This window comes from Hafnia paralvei ATCC 29927 (assembly GCF_001655005.1).
Taxonomy (GTDB): domain Bacteria; phylum Pseudomonadota; class Gammaproteobacteria; order Enterobacterales; family Enterobacteriaceae; genus Hafnia; species Hafnia paralvei.
Genome location: NZ_LXET01000004.1, coordinates 16,790 through 35,694, shown reverse-complemented (window position 1 = coordinate 35,694; position 18,905 = coordinate 16,790). Strand labels below are relative to the sequence as shown.

Annotated in this window: 15 protein-coding genes; 4 read left to right on the top strand and 11 right to left on the bottom strand. The window is 45.8% G+C overall.

Annotated features, from left to right (window positions below; all coding sequences use genetic code 11):
- Positions 1-78: 78 nt before the first annotated feature.
- Positions 79-567 (top strand): YbaK/prolyl-tRNA synthetase associated domain-containing protein, encoded by a 489-nt coding sequence (locus tag M988_RS00625; RefSeq protein ID WP_064572467.1) that lies wholly within the window; start codon positions 79-81, stop codon positions 565-567.
- A 73-nt stretch (positions 568-640) separates the two neighbouring features.
- Here M988_RS00625 and M988_RS00620 read toward each other — a convergent pair whose 3' ends face one another.
- From M988_RS00620 to idi, 5 genes are all read right to left on the bottom strand, one after another.
- The gene (locus M988_RS00620) at positions 641-2,203 is read right to left on the bottom strand and encodes a methyl-accepting chemotaxis protein (protein ID WP_008815591.1); all 1,563 of its coding nucleotides are present in this window, start codon (positions 2,201-2,203) and stop codon (positions 641-643) included.
- 264 nt (positions 2,204-2,467) lie between these two features.
- Positions 2,468-4,135, bottom strand: coding sequence for a kdo(2)-lipid A phosphoethanolamine 7''-transferase (eptB, locus tag M988_RS00615; protein WP_064572466.1), 1,668 nt, complete (start codon positions 4,133-4,135; stop codon positions 2,468-2,470).
- 262 nt (positions 4,136-4,397) lie between these two features.
- Complete coding sequence (gene proC / locus M988_RS00610; RefSeq protein WP_008815593.1) at positions 4,398-5,252, bottom strand: pyrroline-5-carboxylate reductase; 855 nt, start codon at positions 5,250-5,252, stop codon at positions 4,398-4,400.
- Positions 5,253-5,415: 163 nt separating this feature from the next.
- Positions 5,416-5,673 carry a multiple stress resistance protein BhsA gene (gene bhsA, locus M988_RS00605; protein WP_004091138.1) on the bottom strand — a complete coding sequence of 86 codons (258 nt, stop codon included), beginning with the start codon at positions 5,671-5,673 and terminating at the stop codon, positions 5,416-5,418.
- A 329-nt stretch (positions 5,674-6,002) separates the two neighbouring features.
- Positions 6,003-6,512: an isopentenyl-diphosphate Delta-isomerase gene (gene idi / locus M988_RS00600; RefSeq protein ID WP_008815594.1), complete on the bottom strand. Its 510-nt coding sequence runs from the start codon at positions 6,510-6,512 to the stop codon at positions 6,003-6,005.
- A 134-nt stretch (positions 6,513-6,646) separates the two neighbouring features.
- Between idi and M988_RS00595 the strand changes: the two genes are divergently transcribed.
- Complete coding sequence (locus tag M988_RS00595) at positions 6,647-7,060, top strand: ACT domain-containing protein (RefSeq protein WP_064572465.1); 414 nt, start codon at positions 6,647-6,649, stop codon at positions 7,058-7,060.
- 68 nt (positions 7,061-7,128) lie between these two features.
- Here M988_RS00595 and adiC read toward each other — a convergent pair whose 3' ends face one another.
- From adiC to adiA, 3 genes are all read right to left on the bottom strand, one after another.
- Complete coding sequence (gene adiC, locus M988_RS00590; RefSeq protein ID WP_008815596.1) at positions 7,129-8,490, bottom strand: arginine/agmatine antiporter; 1,362 nt, start codon at positions 8,488-8,490, stop codon at positions 7,129-7,131.
- Between the two features lie 247 nt (positions 8,491-8,737).
- Positions 8,738-9,499: an AraC family transcriptional regulator gene (locus M988_RS00585; protein ID WP_008815597.1), complete on the bottom strand. Its 762-nt coding sequence runs from the start codon at positions 9,497-9,499 to the stop codon at positions 8,738-8,740.
- 322 nt (positions 9,500-9,821) lie between these two features.
- On the bottom strand, positions 9,822-12,098 hold the full coding sequence (gene adiA / locus M988_RS00580) for an arginine decarboxylase (protein ID WP_064572500.1): 2,277 nt from the start codon (positions 12,096-12,098) through the stop codon (positions 9,822-9,824).
- A 520-nt stretch (positions 12,099-12,618) separates the two neighbouring features.
- Between adiA and M988_RS00575 the strand changes: the two genes are divergently transcribed.
- Both M988_RS00575 and fliB read left to right on the top strand, forming a co-directional pair.
- Positions 12,619-13,164, top strand: coding sequence for a class IV adenylate cyclase (locus M988_RS00575; RefSeq protein WP_008815599.1), 546 nt, complete (start codon positions 12,619-12,621; stop codon positions 13,162-13,164).
- A 102-nt stretch (positions 13,165-13,266) separates the two neighbouring features.
- Positions 13,267-14,490, top strand: coding sequence for a flagellin lysine-N-methylase (gene fliB, locus M988_RS00570; RefSeq protein ID WP_064572464.1), 1,224 nt, complete (start codon positions 13,267-13,269; stop codon positions 14,488-14,490).
- Positions 14,491-14,697: 207 nt separating this feature from the next.
- Here fliB and M988_RS00565 read toward each other — a convergent pair whose 3' ends face one another.
- The 3 genes from M988_RS00565 to tdcD form a co-directional block, all read right to left on the bottom strand.
- Positions 14,698-15,126, bottom strand: coding sequence for a universal stress protein (locus tag M988_RS00565; protein ID WP_008815601.1), 429 nt, complete (start codon positions 15,124-15,126; stop codon positions 14,698-14,700).
- A 165-nt stretch (positions 15,127-15,291) separates the two neighbouring features.
- Complete coding sequence (gene pflB / locus M988_RS00560; protein WP_008815602.1) at positions 15,292-17,586, bottom strand: formate C-acetyltransferase; 2,295 nt, start codon at positions 17,584-17,586, stop codon at positions 15,292-15,294.
- 83 nt (positions 17,587-17,669) lie between these two features.
- Entirely contained in the window at positions 17,670-18,878 is a 1,209-nt protein-coding gene (tdcD, locus tag M988_RS00555; RefSeq protein WP_008815603.1) for a propionate kinase, read from the bottom strand.
- Positions 18,879-18,905: the final 27 nt, after the last annotated feature.

The following is an 18,905-nucleotide window of genomic DNA, read 5'->3' as shown; positions in this document are numbered from 1 at the left end:
AACATAAAATGACGCTAAAAATATAGCCACATAACTTCGAAGTAGATGTGGGGTGAACAGAAAATCAGGAGTGATAGCATGTCGATAGCAACATTTAAACGTTTAACGGCGCTGCTCAATGAACAGCAGGCTCGCTACCGAGTCGTTGAGCATCCAACGGCAGGCAAATCTGAAGAGGTGGCTAAGATCCGTGGCACTCAGCTTGGCCAAGGCGCGAAGGCACTGCTGTGTCATGTGAAAGGGAACGGTATTAAACAGCACGTGCTAGCAATTTTACCTGCGGATAAACAGGCCGATTTAAGCGCGGTGGCACACGGCATCGGCGGGACTCGTGCATCGCTAGCCAGCCCGGTTGAGGTGGATACGCTGACTGACTGCGTTTTTGGCGCTATCCCTCCGTTTAGTTTCCATCCTGACTTATTGCTCGTTGCCGACCCGCTGTTGTTTGAACGCTTTGACGAATTGGCCTTTAACGCAGGTACCCTTGAACGCTCAATGATCTTAAACACGCAAGACTACCAACGTATTGCGCAGCCTAAGCTGGTGTCGTTTGTAAAGCAGGAATAATTGGGTCTGCTCTCATCTGCTCTCAATAGAAAAGGCGCGACAAAAGCCGCGCCTAAACCTGTGTTATTCCACTTTAGTTTTGCGCCAGCTTAAACACGCTCATGCTCTGCATCAAATGCCCACTCTGCTCTTCTAAAGAGCCCGTTGCAGCAGCGGATTCTTCCACCAGTGCGGCATTCTGTTGCGCCACCTGATCCATCTGGGAGATAGCCTGATTTACCTGCTCAATGCCGCGACTTTGCTCGTGCGAAGCCTCAGAGATCTCACCCATCAGCGTCGTTACCTGACGAATTTCGGTGGCGATCTCAGCCATAGTTTCACCCGCCGATGTCACCATTGACGACCCCTCTTTCACACGACGGGCAGAGTCTTCAATCAGCGTTTTGATCTCTTTCGCCGACTGGGCGCTGCGCTGTGCCAAGTTACGCACCTCGCCAGCCACGACAGCAAATCCACGCCCTTGTTCTCCGGCACGAGCAGCTTCAACGGCCGCATTCAAAGCCAGAATATTGGTTTGGAAGGCTATGCCATCGATAACGCTGATAATATCGGCAATCTTCTGAGAACTGGTCGAAATACCCTGCATACGAGTAATCGCCTCGCTAACAATTTCAGCCCCTTTATCTGCCGTATGTGACACATTTCCAGCCAGGTGGTTGGCTTGCTCGGCGTTATCTGCGTTTTGCTTCACCGTGGCAGTTAACTGCTCCATGCTGGCGGCCGTCTCTTCTAGAGAAGCAGCCAGCTCCTCGGTGTGCTGTGATAAATTACGGTTACCTGCGGTCAGCTCTCGAGCCCCCACCTCCACCTGCACACTGGCATCACGCACTTGGCTGACGGTATCGGCCAGCGACGTCTGCATACTGCGTAAACGGCGGCCTAACTTAGCAATCTCTGATTTACCTTCACTTTCAAGATCCTGAGATAAATCACCGTCGGCAATCAGCGAAACATGCGCATCCAGACGATCCAACGGATGCAAAATAATTTTGCGCAGCGCAACCCAACACAGTGCTCCAATCAACAGCGAGAAGGCAAATGCACAACTGATGATGATCAGATCACGCTGGTAATCATTTTGCGCATCTTGCAGAGCTTTCTGCCCGACCTCATCAGCAAAGGCACGGAAGTCGCGCAAATCCCGATCAAAATTAGCGGACAGGTTGCGCAACTGATCTTCCAACAGGGCGTAATATTTCGCGCTATCATTCGCTTTCAGAGCCTGTAACATTGGGCGTAACGCTTGGCTCACATAAATCTGATAGCTATTTTCCAACTCAGCGCTCAACTGTGCACCACGTGGAGTTAACTTCTTCAGATCGGTAAATTTCTGCATCGCAGCATCAGATTCACTGATTAATTTTTCAGCTCGTTGGCGGCTATCATCGGCTGCCGCTAGCTTCCCCATTTCCATTTGTCGCATCGATAACGCACCCGCAGTGCGTGCTCGCAGGGTAGCATTGAAACTGGCCGCCAACGGGCTCAGCTCTTCGGCCTGCACCTGATTGACGACGGCCAGTTTTTGATTGATTTGGCGAACAGATTGAATACCAATGATGCTAATCATCAGCAATAGCAGCGTATAAACAAGCATGATGATGGCCAGCCCACCACGGACTGTCAGGTGTTTACTCATATGGTGATATCCCTAGGAATTAAAGAGCCTGCAAAAGAGAGCGTTAGACGGGGTATGTCTCGTCGCCAACGGGAATGCCTCTCTCTACGGAGAGTAAGTCCAGAACAGAGGAAACTGGCTAACGATTGATCAGTTTATCGGCGCTTTTAAGGGAAACTTGAGGAAAAATTCATGCAGAGGTATGAATGTTTAGATAAAAAAGCCGGAGCGATAGATTCTCTCCGGCTTTGTAAGCCAACTGATTAAGTAAGCTAACTGACTAAATTAGAAACGACACCAGTTATTGTTTTCATTAATACCGCCGTCTGGCGACGTATAACCTAAACACCCCAGAATGGAATCATAGAGCTCAACGTGGCGATGTGTTTGTCCCTGTTTGGCCTGCTTTTGTACTTGCGCAAACATTTTAGCGTTATCACCAGATGCTAAGAACTTGTCAGATGCCCAGACCATCAGCGGTACGCGGAACTGTTCCGGCGGAGCCATTTCACGCGGAGTTCCGTGGAAATGTTCGTTGTCACTGATCGATTCACCGTGATCGGAGGCATAGAATACCAACGCTTTTTTATCACGCACCTGATCAATCACGCTTTTAATCATGTTGTCCGTATACAAAATGCTGTTGTCATACGAGTTCATCAGCTGTTCTTTGGTGCAAGAGTCATCAACTCCCATGCATTCCGGCTGGAACTTTGCATAGCTACGCGGGTAGCGTTGCGTATACAGATAATGCGAACCGGAGGTATGCAGAACCACCAGATGTTTGCCGTTAGGGTGCTTCTGCAACGAGTTTTTCAGCTCTTCCACCAGCAACATATCATCTACCGGTTTGCCATCGTTACGATGCTCTGCCGCAATCAGCTCACGGAATGAGAAGTTATCGGCATCGGTATTGTTGTAGAACCAAATCTCACTTTGCATCGCAAATAGCTCTGAGCTGAAGCCAATCTGGTGAAGCACAGAGAAAATGTTCTGCTCTTTTAGCGTGCGTTGAGCATTATTCTCAGTGCCGCCTTCCCGCACAAACATGCAGCGTAGCGAAAGCTTGGTCGAAGTATCACAAGACTCTCCGCGGAACGCAGCCAAATTAGGCTCTTTCGCCAACTGAGGCGTAGTATCGCGCTCATAGCCAAGAACGCCCATATGGTCCCAACGGGCAGTTTCGCCAATGATGAATACGATATAAGTATCGTCAATCCCCTCAGGCGCAACATAGGTAAACTTCGCTGCAGGATCCAATAAATCGGCCTCATCCTGACGCTCATCTAGGGCAGTGTAAGCATAAAGGCCAAATGCCGCTAGCCAGTTTGATGGCAGATAAGAGTGGGCGACGACACCGCCATAGCTCGGCATATCCACGTTGTTTTTCTGATCAATTTTCTTCTGCGCGGTCCCCATCATGTTTAATGGAACCCAAACAACGGCAACGATTGCAGCCATAACGGCCAAGGATGAAATTCGCTTTCCAGGCGTTTTTAACTGTTCTAACAGTGTGTTACGCCCAGAACCTAACCAGATAATGGCTAAAGGAATGATGCTAGCAGCGATAAACCAAAGGAGAAATTTCCAACCGACAACCTCGGAAAACAGCCCAAGATCTCCGGGCGAAAACACAGAAATGATAATGCCGTAGCCAATCACAACGTTAAATGCTGTCATGTAGTAACTGGCTGCGACTGAAATCAGGGTAATTAATGTGGCTGCAATCTGAAAGAATCGGCGGCCGCCTAGCGAACAGACTCTCAGCACAAAGAAAGTGAAAAGGAGGACGACTAAAACTTCTAAACTTCCCGTCATCCATTTGGAAAAGTGGAGCCCCTCTTTAACTTCATCAAAACGGCGTAAAAAAACCGGAATATTGAGAAAAATACCAACATAAATCGCTAACAGCAGCGCCTGCATTGGTTGTGATAGCAATTTTATTTTTTGCATTACTTTCTGAAACCTTGTTACCAATCCTAGAAGACATGAGACACACCACATTCCGAATCGTTCAGACTCGGGGAGGGAATTTACCAAGAAAGTTCTCAATCGGCGACATAGTTCTCAATTGCTGAAAAGTCAACATCGATATGAGCACTTTATGAGTACCTTATAATCAATATCCTGACGAAATTTTGCGGGTAATAACATGAGCGATCGTCCTATAAAAGGGCGATCGCTTCGACATAAGCATTCGGGAGAGAGGGGAGAACTAGCGGCGACTCATTTCTTCAGATTTAGCCATACAACTTTGCATTGCATCCATAACGGCTGCACGTAATCCTTTTTGCTCTAAAACTTTCACCGCTTCAATCGTGGTTCCACCTGGTGAGCACACCATATCTTTGAGCTCCCCCGGATGTTTCCCTGTTTCCAACACCATTTTTGCCGACCCCATTACCGCCTGCGCAGCAAATTGATAGGCCTGCGCACGCGGCATACCGCCAAGAACAGCGGCATCAGCCATGGCCTCAATAAACATAAACACATAGGCAGGGGCTGAACCACTTACACCAACCACGGAGTGAATCAGGTATTCAGGGACAATTTCTGCTCGACCAAAGCTACTAAAGATTTCAACGATAAGCGCGCTTTCATCTTCACTGACCTGTTTATTCGGCGTTATCGACGACATTCCCGCATTGACGAGAGCGGGCGTATTAGGCATGACACGCACCACTTTCTGCCCGTCTTTAAGGGCAAATTCTAGCGTTTCGAGAGTCACCCCAGCTGCAATAGAAACTATAATTGCGTTTGGTTTCAAAGCGTCACGGATCTCACCAAGAATGTTAGCCATCATGTTTGGCTTAACACCCACGATCAACACATCAGCCTCTTTAGCGACTTCATCAGCGCTGTTTGCACCACGGCTGCCAAATTCCTGGCTAATCGCTTCCACGCTTTTCGCACTACGGTTATACACCGTGATATTTTCTGCTGGGACCAATTTACTGGCGACCAATCCACCTAAGATCGCCTTGCCCATATTACCACAACCGATAAAACCGATTTTTTTATCCACGATGTTAATTCCCACAATGCTCTCCTCAACGATCCCGTTGGACATGATTGACGCTTACGAATGCAATAGAGTTAGGCTACCACCAAAAACATGAGAAAGGCACCGTGTACCAACATGTTGCAGATCGTGGTAAACAAAAAGGCCTCTCCCCATCATGGGGAAAGGCCTTTTCTGTTTTTGAAACTCAGGGTGCTAGAGGGGAGAAAACTTATTTGTACAGTTCCGCAGTAGCGTGCATGCGGTTATTCCCAGTCGTGGAAATGATGCGATAAGAAGATGCGCCTGCCTGCTCAGCTTTGGCAGCAACACGAGCTTCTAAACCATCAAGAGTCGTTGCACCGCTAACGGAAACCACACCCATTTTCTGCATATCAGAAGTCGGAGCGGAAGACAGATCTGCAGCAGAAGCAGCAAATGCAGTTACAGAAAGCGCTAAAACTACAGCTAAATTTTTGATGCTTTTCATAATATTTACCTTTCTTGAATTTTTCTATGTTTTGAAAGGCGCTTGCCTTCCGATGACTAAAGAATAGATCGGTTAACGAAGCGTTAAAATCGGATACTTTTGAGCTAGTTATTCAATTTTTTTGAATACAATTTGAACAACTTTACGAATAGCGTTTAACTTCTGAATCAAAGCAGGAATAGCCGCTCTGGTTCAGTGAATAAATATGAGGAAAAACAGAAGGTAGCCCGTTATCAGGCCCAGAGGACAAAAAACGACATGACCGACATTTCATTACAGAATAGGAATGGGTAAAACATTCCCTCTCCCATGACGGAAGAAGGAACCGGTTAGCCCAAGCGTTCAATCACTTTTGGCAGACATAGTCTAAACCACGGAGTAAAACGTTCAGGTTCTAATGCCATTTGCTCAATAATTTCCTCAAGCGGATGGTAAGCGAAGGCGTCAGCTTCTTCTGAGTTAAGCTGCGGCACAACATTGCTGTGGCCGATAAACACATGAGCCAGTTCGTGCTCGATCAACCCGCCCCCAACGTCGAGGCGATAACTTAATTCAAACGATTCGTGCAAGGCACAGGCCATACCCATTTCCTGATATAAACGCCTCATTGCCGCCTCTTGAGTATCTTCGCCGGGAAATGGATGACCGCAGCAGGTATTGCTCCATTGCCCACCCGCATGATATTTACCCACGGCACGACGCTGAAGCAGTAGCTCTTGATGATCGTTAAAAACATACACTGAGATAGCCCGATGCAGCAGCCCTTGCTGATGAACGGCTAATTTTTCCATTCTGCCAACCGGCATGTCGCTTTCATCAACCAGAATCACTTCAATCATGGCCTTGTCCTCACGCAATCGCAGAGCATTACTATATGCCTATAAGCATACCTAATTGCAGCAAACTTTTTTTAATTTAACGCCACATGAATAGCCCGCTACTCTTGCGCAAAAAACGGAATGGAGAAGTCAATATGAACGGAATAAAAGAGATCACTCAACTACTGGCCTCTATGGAGCCAGCGCTGAATCCGAATACCTTTGTATTTTGTACCAGCCAGAATCTAACCTTGGAACAGGCTAGCAAACTCAATCCGCTTGGCCTTTTTTTTGAAGCCGAAGGGCTCACCCTGATCTTACCGCGAGAAAATGCCCAAGCCGCCGGATTAAACATCAGCAGCAATTTTCGCCAAATTACGCTAACGGTTCACTCTAGTCTCGACGCTGTTGGCTTAACTGCCGCTATCGCTACCGAACTAGCCGAGAATGGCATCAGCGCGAACGTAGTGGCCGCCTATTACCATGACCATATATTCGTCCCGGAAGGCGATGCTCAACGTGCACTTGCTGCTTTAGTTGCCCTACAGCAACGCAGCGCACTAGCATAAACAGAGACCGTAAAAACCGCAGGACGGAAACCGCTGCGGTTTTTATATTCTATGATGTACGCCTGCTTTTAGTTGTTCGACGTAGCTTTCAGCGATCCGTCAGGATTGGTGCCATCCAACGGATATGGGTTTTTATGCAGACGGTTATAGTTCAACGCATACATGGCGGTAATCACCATCAGTACGACAAATGACCACATAACCTCCTGCGCACCGGACCCCACCACCGCCCAAATACAGTAGATAAAGGCAACGGTGACAACCGCAATATACACAGCGCGATATTTGCCAAAATGACCATGCCCTAGCAATAGCAGCGCCGCACAGGTATAGAGATAAGGTACCAGCGTAAAGATAACGGTCACTGACGAAACAAGGCCAAACTCTTTCGCCGCATTAGGTGAAATGCTCCCGAATTGGCAAATGGTCATCAGCACACCCACAATTAGCAAACCAGCTACCGGTGTACCTGCTTTGTTGACCTTGGCAAAAATAGGAGGGAATAATCCGTCATCAGCGGCCGCTTTTGCTGTTTGACCGGCGAGTAACGTCCAACCACCAAGTGAGCCTAAACAACCCGCGGCAGCACAGAAAGAAACGATGGCTCCTGCGGTATCTCCCAACGCTAAACGAGCAGCGTCACCGAAAGGAGAAGCGGAGACACGCAGCGCAGCATTTGGAATCATCCCCATAATGGCGGTTGTGGACAGCACATAACACACTGCAGCAATCAAAACCCCGCCGATGGTGGCAATTGGGACGTTACGTTTAGGGTTCTTCACAACACCGGCAGCAACCGAGGCGCTTTCAACCCCGATAAATGACCACAGCGTCACGCTAAGCGTGCTTTGAATGGCGCCAAATGTCCCCTGACCACTGACGTTCCACGCCGCCATATAGGTTTCACCCCGAAACCAAAACCACCCGAACACCGCGATGCCCACAATCGGGATCAAGGCCAAGACGGTTGCCACGGCCTGTACGCGAGTAATCATTTTTGGCCCAACGATGTTGAGTAAAACAAAAATCCAGAGTACGGCAACGCAGGTGACGGTTAGCACCATCGGATCTTTTAATGCAGGGAAGAAGTAGCTGAGATAACCTACGCCGATAACCACCATCGCGATGTTACCGACCCAGCAGGCAAGCCAGTACAGAACGTTAGTTTGATAACCAAGAAAAGGGCCAAAAGCACGACGAGCATAAGCATAAGAACCGCCGGGACTGGGATCTAAGGACGACATTTTGGCATAGACCATCGACAGCGCTAGCGCGCCAATGATGGTCACCAACCATCCGTAGATTGCAATCCCACCGGTGGATGCTAGATTTGCCGGCAATAAAAATACACCGGAACCCATAATATTACCTGATACCATGAGAGTAACAGGAATGAGTCCCACTTTATGAGATTCAGAATCCGTAGACATAATCTAACCTTAAGTTAAATAGAAGTTTTAGGGTAAAACCAATATTACGCTCAGAGTGAGATCATTCCAGAGGCTAACGGTGAATATCTCCATTATTAGCATATTTTTAGCCGACGACCATTTAGATAAAACTATATATATAAAGATAAAACATAAAAAGATTACATAACTTTTCAAACTTAAAATATATATAGACTAGCTAGTGATAAATTATATTAAATAATATTTACTCATTTTAATAGAAGAATTATGCAGTCATTCTATCTCGACTACGGTGTACATAGTTTAGGGGGGTGACACCGTAATATTCTTTAAAGACTGAGATAAAATATGACGTGCTGCTATAACCACAAAGAGAAGAAACTTGAGAAATATTTTTATTAAAAACAAGTAGTTGTTCTGCAGCATAACGCATTCTACAGTCAGTAATGATTTTACTGTAGGTAGTATCTTCATTTTTTAGCTTTTTTTTCAATGAGCTAGGACTTAAACACAGACAACTGGCGACTGAAGTCAAGCTCCACTCTTTGTGCATATTGCTTTGAATAATGTTGTAAACATTAGCACTTAAATTGCTTCTCACCTCACGAATAAGAAAAGGTATGAGGCTGTTATTATTGAGAAAAATTGATAGCACTGTGAAAGCAAGGCAACGTCTACGTTCGAGATCGACTTCACAAGTTAACGAATCTTGAGAGAGACGTGCAGCCTCTTGAAAGATGTGGGGGGTTTGGCACCGCTCAATCATAAAACACGGTACAGAGCGTAGATTGGGAGACACTTGGCTGATGTCTTTTTTTAAAAAATGGATATAGTCTTTTATTACATCTCTATTCAAATGCAGCACCGATGAAGGCTCTAATTCTGAGAAATCTATTACGTTATTTTCACAAGATATGAGCATCATGTGATTAGCTTTGAACGTGATTTCATTTTCTTCGTTGAAATTAACGGTGACATCTTTTCGAGTTAAAACGACAACACAATTGTCGTTGCTACTAAGTTTCATAATAAGACATCCTACAGACGTAAAGAATAAAATGCCGCTACTAAACTAGACTTATCGACTAGAGTAATAAGACATAAAAGAAAAAGTAATACATATGATGATTCAAATGCCAATGAATAAAATACAGTGCTTTTCTAATTATTCAATATCTAAAAGATAAATAGAGCCGTATAAATTTATTTACGCAGGGTATTTACTCGATTACAGATTAAAAAGTAAACATTAGAGACAAAAAAGCGCGGGACATGCCCGCGCAGATACTACAAGAGATAAAACTTTATTGTTTTTTGCTGTGGTGTCTTTGCTACATCACCAACGATAGTTACTCTGTGCGAACACACATCACATGGTAAACACCGTTGATAATTTCAGTCCCTTCAGTTTCATGCTCGAAACCAGGGAATTCATGATCCCACGCCTGTAAGGCTCGCAGATAACCAATCTGTGGGCTATCTTCGCCACCGAAGTTTTCACCAGACAGTAACATTGGGATTCCTGGTGGGTAAGGGATGATGGAGTTGGCTGCAATGCGGTTGACCAGACCGTCGATCGCAACCATCTCCACCTTATTCGCAACAATAGACTGATAAGCCTGACGTGGCGTCATCACCGCCTCAGGAAGACCCGAATATGCCGCATTCAGCTTAGCACCAGGGTTATTTTTACGCAGATAGGCAAACATCTTATCGCCCAAATCACGCAGACCTAACTTGCCATAGACCTCAGGATAATCGTCTACCAACTCAGGCAGAACCTGAGATAGCGGGGTATTGGCATCATAATGGCGTTTAAACGAAAGCAAGGTGTTGACCAACGTCCCCCACTTCCCTTTCGTTACCCCCATCGAGAACAGGAACATCACTTGGAAATCCGTAGTACGTGTTGGCACGATACCGTGGCGGCTCAGCCAAGCGGTAACCAAAGCAGCCGGAACCCCTTTCTCCTGTAGCTCACCATCATCACTCATACCCGGTGCTAAAATACTGACCTTAATTGGGTCAAGCATGCTCCAGTTTTCAGGCAGATCTTTGAAACCGTGCCAGTTGTCGCCCGGATTCATCACCCAGCAGCTTTGCTCCGACGCCAGCAGTTCAGCTGGGGCATCTTCGAATGCCATTTGTTTACCGGTGGCTGGATCTGTGACAATTTCCTGATTCCAAGGTTTAAAGAACCAGTCACCATCCTGAGTGAACTCTTTATATAAACGCGCCATCGCTTGACGGAAGTCCACTGCTTCATTAATCACTTCCTGAGTCAGTGACAAGCCGCTATTGCCGTCCATCATAGAAACAGCAACATCGTTAGAAGCGCAAATTGCATACAGCGGCGAAGTGGTCGCATGCATCATGTAAGCTTGGTTAAACCGAGAGAAATCTACCGAGCCACGGCCATCACGTACGTGAATGTAAGATGCCTGCGACAACGCATTCAACAGTTTATGCGTGGAGTGAGTCGCAAACAGCGTTGGACCGTTGCGATCGTTCTCTGTAGGTTCACCACGCATCGCATAGTGGTTGTGATACATCGGATTAAAACGGGCATAACCATACCATGCTTCATCAAAATGAATGCGGTCGGTGGTTTTTTCCAACAATCCCTGAGCGTCTTTCGCGTTATAGCAAACACCATCATAGGTACAGTTGGTGACGACGCTATAAGAAGGCTGCTGGCCGATTTTATCTTTAGTCAGTGGGCTGTTGGCTATTTTCTCTTTAATAACCTCAGGCTGCATTTGCTGAGGATAGATTGGCCCGATAATGCCATAGCGGTTACGGCTAGGGAGCATGTAGACAGGTTTAGCACCGGTCAGAATCAGCCCCTGCTCGATGGATTTATGACAGTTACGGTCAATGACCACTACGTCATCTTCGGTCATACAGGCTTGCATGATGGTGCGGTTGGAGCCTGAAGTCCCTACGACCACAGAATAGGAATGATCGGCGCCAAATACGCGAGCGGCGTTCTTTTCACTTTCACCAAATGCGCCGGTGTGATCGAGCAGAGATCCCAGAGAGGTACGCTCGATCCCCATATCAGTACGGAACAAATTTTCGCCGTAGTAATCATGATAGAAGCGTCCAGCTGGCGTTTTGGTAAAGCCAACGCCCCCCTGATGACCTGGAGCCGCCCATGAATACTCATGAACATCGCTATATTTCATTAGTGCCGACATCAGCGGTGGCAATAGTTGTTGATGATAACGTTTCATCGCAGCAACGGCACGACCAGCAATAAAATCTGCGGTATCTTCGAGGATCCACGCAAATTCGTCAATTTGCTCCATCATCTCGCGGCTCAGTTCCTGAGTCGCTTTTTCTCTGTCGCTGAGCAGGAATACCGGCACATTCTCTTGGCGTTCATGTAACTTATTCAGCAATTGCTGTGCCAGCACCTGCTCTGCTGAATCATCCATACTGCGGCTGAACATCAGGCAATCAATAGCTTCATTCGCAGACAAAATGGCGTAACCGTCATCAAATGAAGTCGCTTTTAACACTTCGACGTCTTGCCGCACGAGTTCATCAGCCAACCGTTCAACCGCCGCTCCGACATAAGTGTCTTGATGTAAAAATTCACTTTCAACAATTAATACTTTCATCATGTTTTTATCCTTACAGATAAATAGACATAACGATTAGTCGTGCTGAGGATATTTTAATATATTCTCAGAACACTAGTCGCCATACTTTATAGAATAAGCACTTATCTATGCAGGTCTATTCAATGCTATATCGTTTTTGATTTCGTTAACACGCTGCTAGTATTGCCCCGTTTCATCGTTATTGTAAAGTGCATACTCTGACATGCAAAAACAATATAAAACCAAATAAAAACAATGCGTTAACGTTGATTCTTATTATTTTAAACTTCTTGTGAATGACATATATGAACAACGATTTTATTTTTTTACCTCATAGTGATATTTATACTCACACAAGAAAAAAAAACTAAACTAATGCTAGTAATATACATTATTAATACTTCACAAATCTTTACGTGAATTGATATTCCATAGCAAAATCGCAGTTTTTTATTTATACATTAGCCAATACGTCTCATAGTTATACTTTGCTAGCGTGTTATTATTGGCTGCATAGCCTCTAACCCTAGGAATAGTAATGAGACACGATCACTTCATCGGAAAATACGAAGCTGAGCTAAAATTTCATCTCAGCGAGCCCGACGCTTTTCTTCAGCGCATCACCGCAGCGGGTGCACAACCCTTTCATCTTGATAATCGCGAAATTGATTGCTACTACGAGCTTCCCGGTTTTCCACTGATCAATCACGGCGTCAGCATGTGCATTCGTGAAATGCAGCCGTCTGGAATCAAGCTGTGGATAGTGAAGGGGCCAGATGCCTCAGAGTGTGAAGCAATTAACATCGAGGACTGCGAAAAAGTCGCCAGTATGGTCAAAAAGCTGGGGTTTGTCCCAAGCCTGCGTATGGAAAAAAACCGTAGCATCTATTTTCTTGGGCGCTATCACATCACCATAGATCACTTGCCAACGCTCGGGCATTTCGCCGAGATTGCCATTATGACCGACGACGAATCCGCGCTTCCCAGCTTGCTACAAGAGTTACAGCAAAAAGCACAGGCGCTAGGTTTAAATGAATCAATGAGGGAAAAACGTAGTTATCGTCAGATGCTGAGTCAAACATGACAGTGATTTAAATTAACCTATTTTTCTCACGCTTATTCAAAGATCAAAAAAACGTGCTGGTGATAATTTAAACATTACGAGAAACCCATCACTGGCTAGCATATGAAAACACATAAGACCGTTACCCCAAATTTTTACACCCGATTCCAATGCTCTGGAGCTGAGTGTATCGATCATTGCTGTTCCGGTTGGCAGATCTTTATTGATAAGAAAACCTACAAAAAATACACCAATGCCCACCACGAAAAGATTCGCTCTTTTGCCAAAAACTCGCTGCTGTTAACCCGCAAAGGCTACAATGAATTTGCGATGGTTAAAGTGAATGAGTCAGGGAATTGTCCAATGCTAAATGCAGATAAACTCTGCACTATCCATGCTGAAATGGGCCCCAATGCGCTGAGTATGACTTGCAACACATTCCCTCGACTAAAAAGACAGTATGCAAACGAGACCTTACTCAGCCTGACAATGGCTTGCCCCGAAGTGGTTAATCAAGTGTTATTTCAACCAGATAGCATGCTAGTAAATGAGCATGAAAAATTAATCGTTGAAACGGCCATACGAATTAAGCAGAAGGGAGTAAACGCAGATCGCTCTCAAACGAGTCAATTAATCAATTTATTTTGCAGCCACCTCATCATGGCTGACAGCCCTACCATCGAAGATAATTTACTCGCCATCGTACATCTGATCCTTTATTTACAGCAGATTAAGTATGAAGTTGAAACCAACGTCGAGAATCTAGACTCTCTTTTCTTAAATCTGCAAAATCAATTGGCAAGTGGCGAAATTACCAAGCAACGTAAACAAATCAGTAGCTCAGCCAGCATGAAATTGATGCTGTTGAGTGTCTTTGGCACCGCTATTCAACAACTTCGTCGCGGCCGCAACTTCATGGTACAAAATCACCTGAATCTCGCAGCTTATTTAGAGCTAGATAAAGAACCCAACGAAGCTATGGTGCAGGAAAAATTCACAGTTTTAAATATGCAATGGGAAAAGGTGCTAGCCAAAAGTTGCCTCTCTGAAGAACATGTAGTGAAGAATTACATTCTTTACCATATGTACAACAACGCTTTTCCCGGCGATGAGATGGGCGACATCTTGCGTAAATATTATCTGATGATTGCGGATTATTTTTATCTAAAAACTCAAATATCGATGATATCCATGACGCGAGACGTGACTCAGGAAGAAATCATGCAGCTTTTTGGCTCATTTCATATGGTTTATAACCACAACCACAACTTAGCAAAAGAGCTAAACGCATACGTCGATCAGATAAACGCGAATGATGATTTATCCTGCTTGTTGCTACTCAATTAATGGGCGCTGATTGATAAAAAAGGGAGCCTGCAGAAGGCTAATGCCGGTCACTTAAGCGCGATTTTAGGGGAAGTACACCGATGGGGTCGTAGCAGCTTTAGCTGCCGGAGCGCCCCGCGGTGTACTAGCCCCGTGTATCTCGATCTCTTAAACGATCAGCATTAGCCCCCTTTCATTGAAATATCAGAAGTACCGAAGAAGCAAAAACTAGCGAATTACCATCACATTCACTTTTGCATGACGCACGATACCTGCGGCGTTGGAGCCCAACAGATAGGTTTTCACGCTTGGACGATGCGACCCTACAATAATCAGGTCTGCCCCCATTTCATCTGCTTGCTGTAATGCTTCATCACGCGGTGTGCCGAAGCGAATGGTGTATGACATGCGATCTTTAGGCAGGTCAACACCCTGAATAAGCTCCCGAATTTTCTCTTCCGCGTAGGTAACCGCTTTATTTTCAAACTCTTTGATACCAAACGAGTAAGCGGTGACGAAAGCCTGTGCATCGGGTAGTACATATAAAAAATGAACGTCGGCATCAGCCATTTTTGCCAGATACTCAACGTGGCGCAGTGCGTTTTGAGTCAGAATATCCTCTTCAATATCTACCGGCACCAAAATGCTTTTATACATATGTATGACCTCTCCATGTAGAAAACTTATGTATAGAATAGCCTTACTTAATTCAGGGTGGTACTTGTTTAGCGCAGATTTGTGAGACCAAACGTCCCCCCTTACGCCCATAAAAAATGCCTCGCAGGCTTTGCGAGGCATTGAGGATCAAACACGACTAGTCGATCACAGCGAGCTGGTGAAAGTTCTCGAAATGACGTCTTGTTGCTGTTCACGCGTTAACGCATTAAAACGCACGGCATAACCCGATACCCTAATAGTTAAGCTCGGATATTTGTCCGGGTTCTCAATCGCATCTAGCAACATTTCACGGTTCATGACGTTCACATTCAAATGCTGGCCGCCTTCCACGTGTTCTTCATGATGGAAATAACCATCAATCAGACCAACCAGATTGTTTTTACGGATAAATTCGTCTTTACCTAGTGCGCCGGGAACAATCGAGAAAGTATATGAAATGCCATCTTTCGCATATTTGAACGGAAGTTTCGCCACCGATGTTAATGAAGCAACGGCTCCTTTGCGATCGCGTCCGTGCATCGGGTTAGCGCCTGGACCAAACGGCGTACCCGCTCGACGCCCATCTGGGGTGTTACCGGTTTTCTGTCCGTAAACCACGTTAGAGGTGATCGTTAGAATAGACTGCGTTGGCTCAGCATCACGGTAGGTTGGCAGTTTCTGAATTTTCTTCATAAAGCGCTCAACCAAATCGCAGGCAATATCGTCCACCCGCTGATCGTTATTACCGAACTGCGGATATTCCCCTTCGATAGCAAAATCAATCGCCAAGCCACTTTCATCGCGAATTGGACGCACCTTGGCATATTTAATTGCTGCCAGAGAATCAGCGGCAACGGAAAGCCCTGCAATACCACACGCCATGGTGCGTACAACGTCACGATCGTGCAGTGCCATTAACGCAGCTTCATAGCTATATTTATCGTGCATGTAGTGAATAACGTTCAGTGCGGTGATGTACTGTACCGCCAGCCAGTCCATGAACGAATCCAGACTTGCCATCACCTTGTCGTAATCCAATATTTCATCGGTCATGGCTGGTACTTTTGGCCCAACCTGAATTTTTAGCTTTTCATCCACACCGCCGTTGATGCAATAAAGCAGGGTTTTAGCCAAGTTGGCACGTGCGCCAAAGAACTGCATCTGCTTACCGACCACCATAGGGCTAACGCAGCAAGCAATCGCGTAGTCATCGCTGTCAAAATCAGGACGCATCAAATCATCGTTTTCATACTGCAACGATGAAGTCGCAATCGAGAGATTCGCCGCATAGGCTTTAAACGCTTTCGGCAGGCGCTCAGACCACAGAATTGTCAGGTTTGGCTCTGGCGATGGCCCCATGGTTTCAAGCGTATTTAGATAACGGTATGAGTTTTTCGTTACCAGCGTTCTGCCATCTAAGCCCATGCCGCCGATGACTTCCGTTGCCCAGATCGGATCGCCGGAGAACAGCGTGTCAAACTCAGGAGTACGTAAAAAACGCACCATTCTGATTTTCATGATGAAATGATCAATCAGCTGCTGGGCTTCCTGCTCGTTGATGACGCCATTTTTGAGGTCACGCTCAAGATAAATATCAAGGAACGTTGACGTCCGTCCCAATGACATCGCCCCGCCGTTCTGTGATTTCACCGCAGCCAGATAACCAAAGTAAAGCCACTGGATCGCTTCTTGTGCATTCTGCGCCGGACGCGAAATATCAAAACCATACTTCGCCGCCATTTCCTGAATCTGCTGCAGCGCACGTTTCTGCTCAGCAAGCTCTTCACGCTGGCGGATCACCTGCTCAAGTTGAATCCCTTTTTCTAGCTTGCCCTGCAGATCGGCAAACTGTAGCTCTCTTTCACGGATCAGATAACGAATGCCATACAGAGCCACACGGCGATAATCACCAATGATGCGCCCACGGCCGTAGCCATCCGGCAGGCCTGTCAGAACGCCCGATTTACGGCAGCGCAGCATTTCTGGAGAATAAACGTCAAATACACCTTGGTTGTGGGTTTTACGAATATCGGTGAAAAGGTATTTAAAATTTGGATCCAGTTTACGATTGTAAGCTTCAAAAGAGCTCTCAATCATATTAATACCGCCAAACGGGAATAACGCGCGTTTCAGTGGTTTTTCAGTTTGTAATCCAACTATTTTTTCCAGATCTTGATGAATATATCCCGGAGCATGTGCCGTGATAGTTGTCGCGATATTATCGTCAAAATCAACCGGCGCATGAGTCGCGTTTTCAAGCCGCACACCTTCCATCACTTTTTCCCACAGTTTAGTGGTGGCTTCGGTGGCTGTGGAAAGGAAAGATTCATCGCCTTCATATGGCGTATAGTTATTTTGAATAAAATCTCTTACATTAATTTCTTCTTTCCATTGTGAACCAGAAAATCCGCTCCATGCGTCGGTAAATATATTCTCACATACATCTAGATCGATATTCATTCATCAAACTCCATATACGATGATATCGCCCCTGTCGAATATAGGGGCGAAAAGAGTATTTATTTCAGCTTTATTTCACTACGTTATGCGAACGCGATATTTTCAGCAGTGGAACTCACTCGCATGGCGTCCAGCGCAATCATTTTTTCTTCATTGGTTGGGATGACTGCGGCAATCACTTTGGAAGATGAAGAAGTAACGATCTCAGCGTCACCGGTACGGCGTATATGATTTTTAACGTCATCAATTTTCAAACCGAAGACTGCCAGATGATCGAGCGTTAGCTTACGAATAAGCTCGGAGTTTTCCCCAATGCCACCGGTGAAAATGAGGGCATCAAGCTTGGTCAATGATGCAGCGTGGCCGCCAATATGGCGGGCCAAACGATGGACAAAGACATTAATTGCCAGCTGAGCCCCTTCGTGCCCCTCTTCATAAGCTTTCTGCAAGACACGCAGATCGCTGGAAAGGCCGGAAATCCCCAATAGCCCAGACTCTTTGTTTACCATAAACATCAGGTCATCCAGCGTCTTACCGGTTTTATCCGCCAGATAGGCCAGCGCCCCGAAATCAACGTCGCCGCTGCGGGTTCCCATCACCAAGCCTTCTAACGGCGTCATCCCCATGGACGTATCCACACTTTTACCGTTCTGCACTGCGCATATCGACGCACCGTTGCCTAAGTGAGCAACAATAATGCCTGAATTATTTTCATCCAAACCAAGCTGCTCAATAGCTTGCTGAGCAACGTAACGATGTGAGGTGCCGTGGAAACCATAACGTCTTACACCATATTTCTTAAAATATTGCTGTGGTAATGCGTAAGTGTAGGCTTCTGGTTTTAGACTCTGATGGAATGCCGTATCAAATACGGCTACGTGGGGTAAATCAGGGAATATATGACGTGCTGCCATTATTCCTTCCAAGTTAGCGTAATTATGCAGTGGTGCTAAAGAGGAAACATTAGTTATTTCTTCCAATACTTCGTCATTAATCAGGGTTGCATCGCTAAAGGCTTCCCCACCGTGAGCAATGCGATGGCCTACACAAGAAATAGCCTCACTCAGCTTTCTTTTTTCTAATTCTCTGACGATAGAATTCAAAGCATCTTCATAACTACCGGTCTTTAAATTAATGCTGATAGTTTTATCTATCGTCATTGAGGTATTTTCAATACCAACGTTATCAACAATGCCAGACATCATCACATCACAGTTATTTCCCTGCATAACAGAGAATTTTATAGACGAAGATCCACAATTAATAACTAGCACTACAGATTTTGAAGACATAGAGATACCTCACAGCTAACTCCCCAG

Bases quoted from the DNA above. Each gene is read 5' to 3' on its own strand.
- M988_RS00565 (WP_008815601.1), bottom strand. From the start codon at position 15,126: ATGTATAAAAGCATTTTGGTGCCGGTAGATATTGAAGAGGATATTCTG.
- M988_RS00625 (WP_064572467.1), top strand. From the start codon at position 79: ATGTCGATAGCAACATTTAAACGTTTAACGGCGCTGCTCAATGAACAG.
- bhsA (WP_004091138.1), bottom strand. From the start codon at position 5,673: ATGAAAAGCATCAAAAATTTAGCTGTAGTTTTAGCGCTTTCTGTAACT.
- adiC (WP_008815596.1), bottom strand. From the start codon at position 8,490: ATGTCTACGGATTCTGAATCTCATAAAGTGGGACTCATTCCTGTTACT.
- M988_RS00585 (WP_008815597.1), bottom strand. From the start codon at position 9,499: ATGAAACTTAGTAGCAACGACAATTGTGTTGTCGTTTTAACTCGAAAA.
- M988_RS00620 (WP_008815591.1), bottom strand. From the start codon at position 2,203: ATGAGTAAACACCTGACAGTCCGTGGTGGGCTGGCCATCATCATGCTT.
- fliB (WP_064572464.1), top strand. From the start codon at position 13,267: ATGAAAACACATAAGACCGTTACCCCAAATTTTTACACCCGATTCCAA.
- adiA (WP_064572500.1), bottom strand. From the start codon at position 12,098: ATGAAAGTATTAATTGTTGAAAGTGAATTTTTACATCAAGACACTTAT.
- pflB (WP_008815602.1), bottom strand. From the start codon at position 17,586: ATGAATATCGATCTAGATGTATGTGAGAATATATTTACCGACGCATGG.
- tdcD (WP_008815603.1), bottom strand. From the start codon at position 18,878: ATGTCTTCAAAATCTGTAGTGCTAGTTATTAATTGTGGATCTTCGTCT.
- eptB (WP_064572466.1), bottom strand. From the start codon at position 4,135: ATGCAAAAAATAAAATTGCTATCACAACCAATGCAGGCGCTGCTGTTA.
- M988_RS00575 (WP_008815599.1), top strand. From the start codon at position 12,619: ATGAGACACGATCACTTCATCGGAAAATACGAAGCTGAGCTAAAATTT.
- M988_RS00595 (WP_064572465.1), top strand. From the start codon at position 6,647: ATGAACGGAATAAAAGAGATCACTCAACTACTGGCCTCTATGGAGCCA.
- idi (WP_008815594.1), bottom strand. From the start codon at position 6,512: ATGATTGAAGTGATTCTGGTTGATGAAAGCGACATGCCGGTTGGCAGA.
- proC (WP_008815593.1), bottom strand. From the start codon at position 5,252: ATGTCCAACGGGATCGTTGAGGAGAGCATTGTGGGAATTAACATCGTG.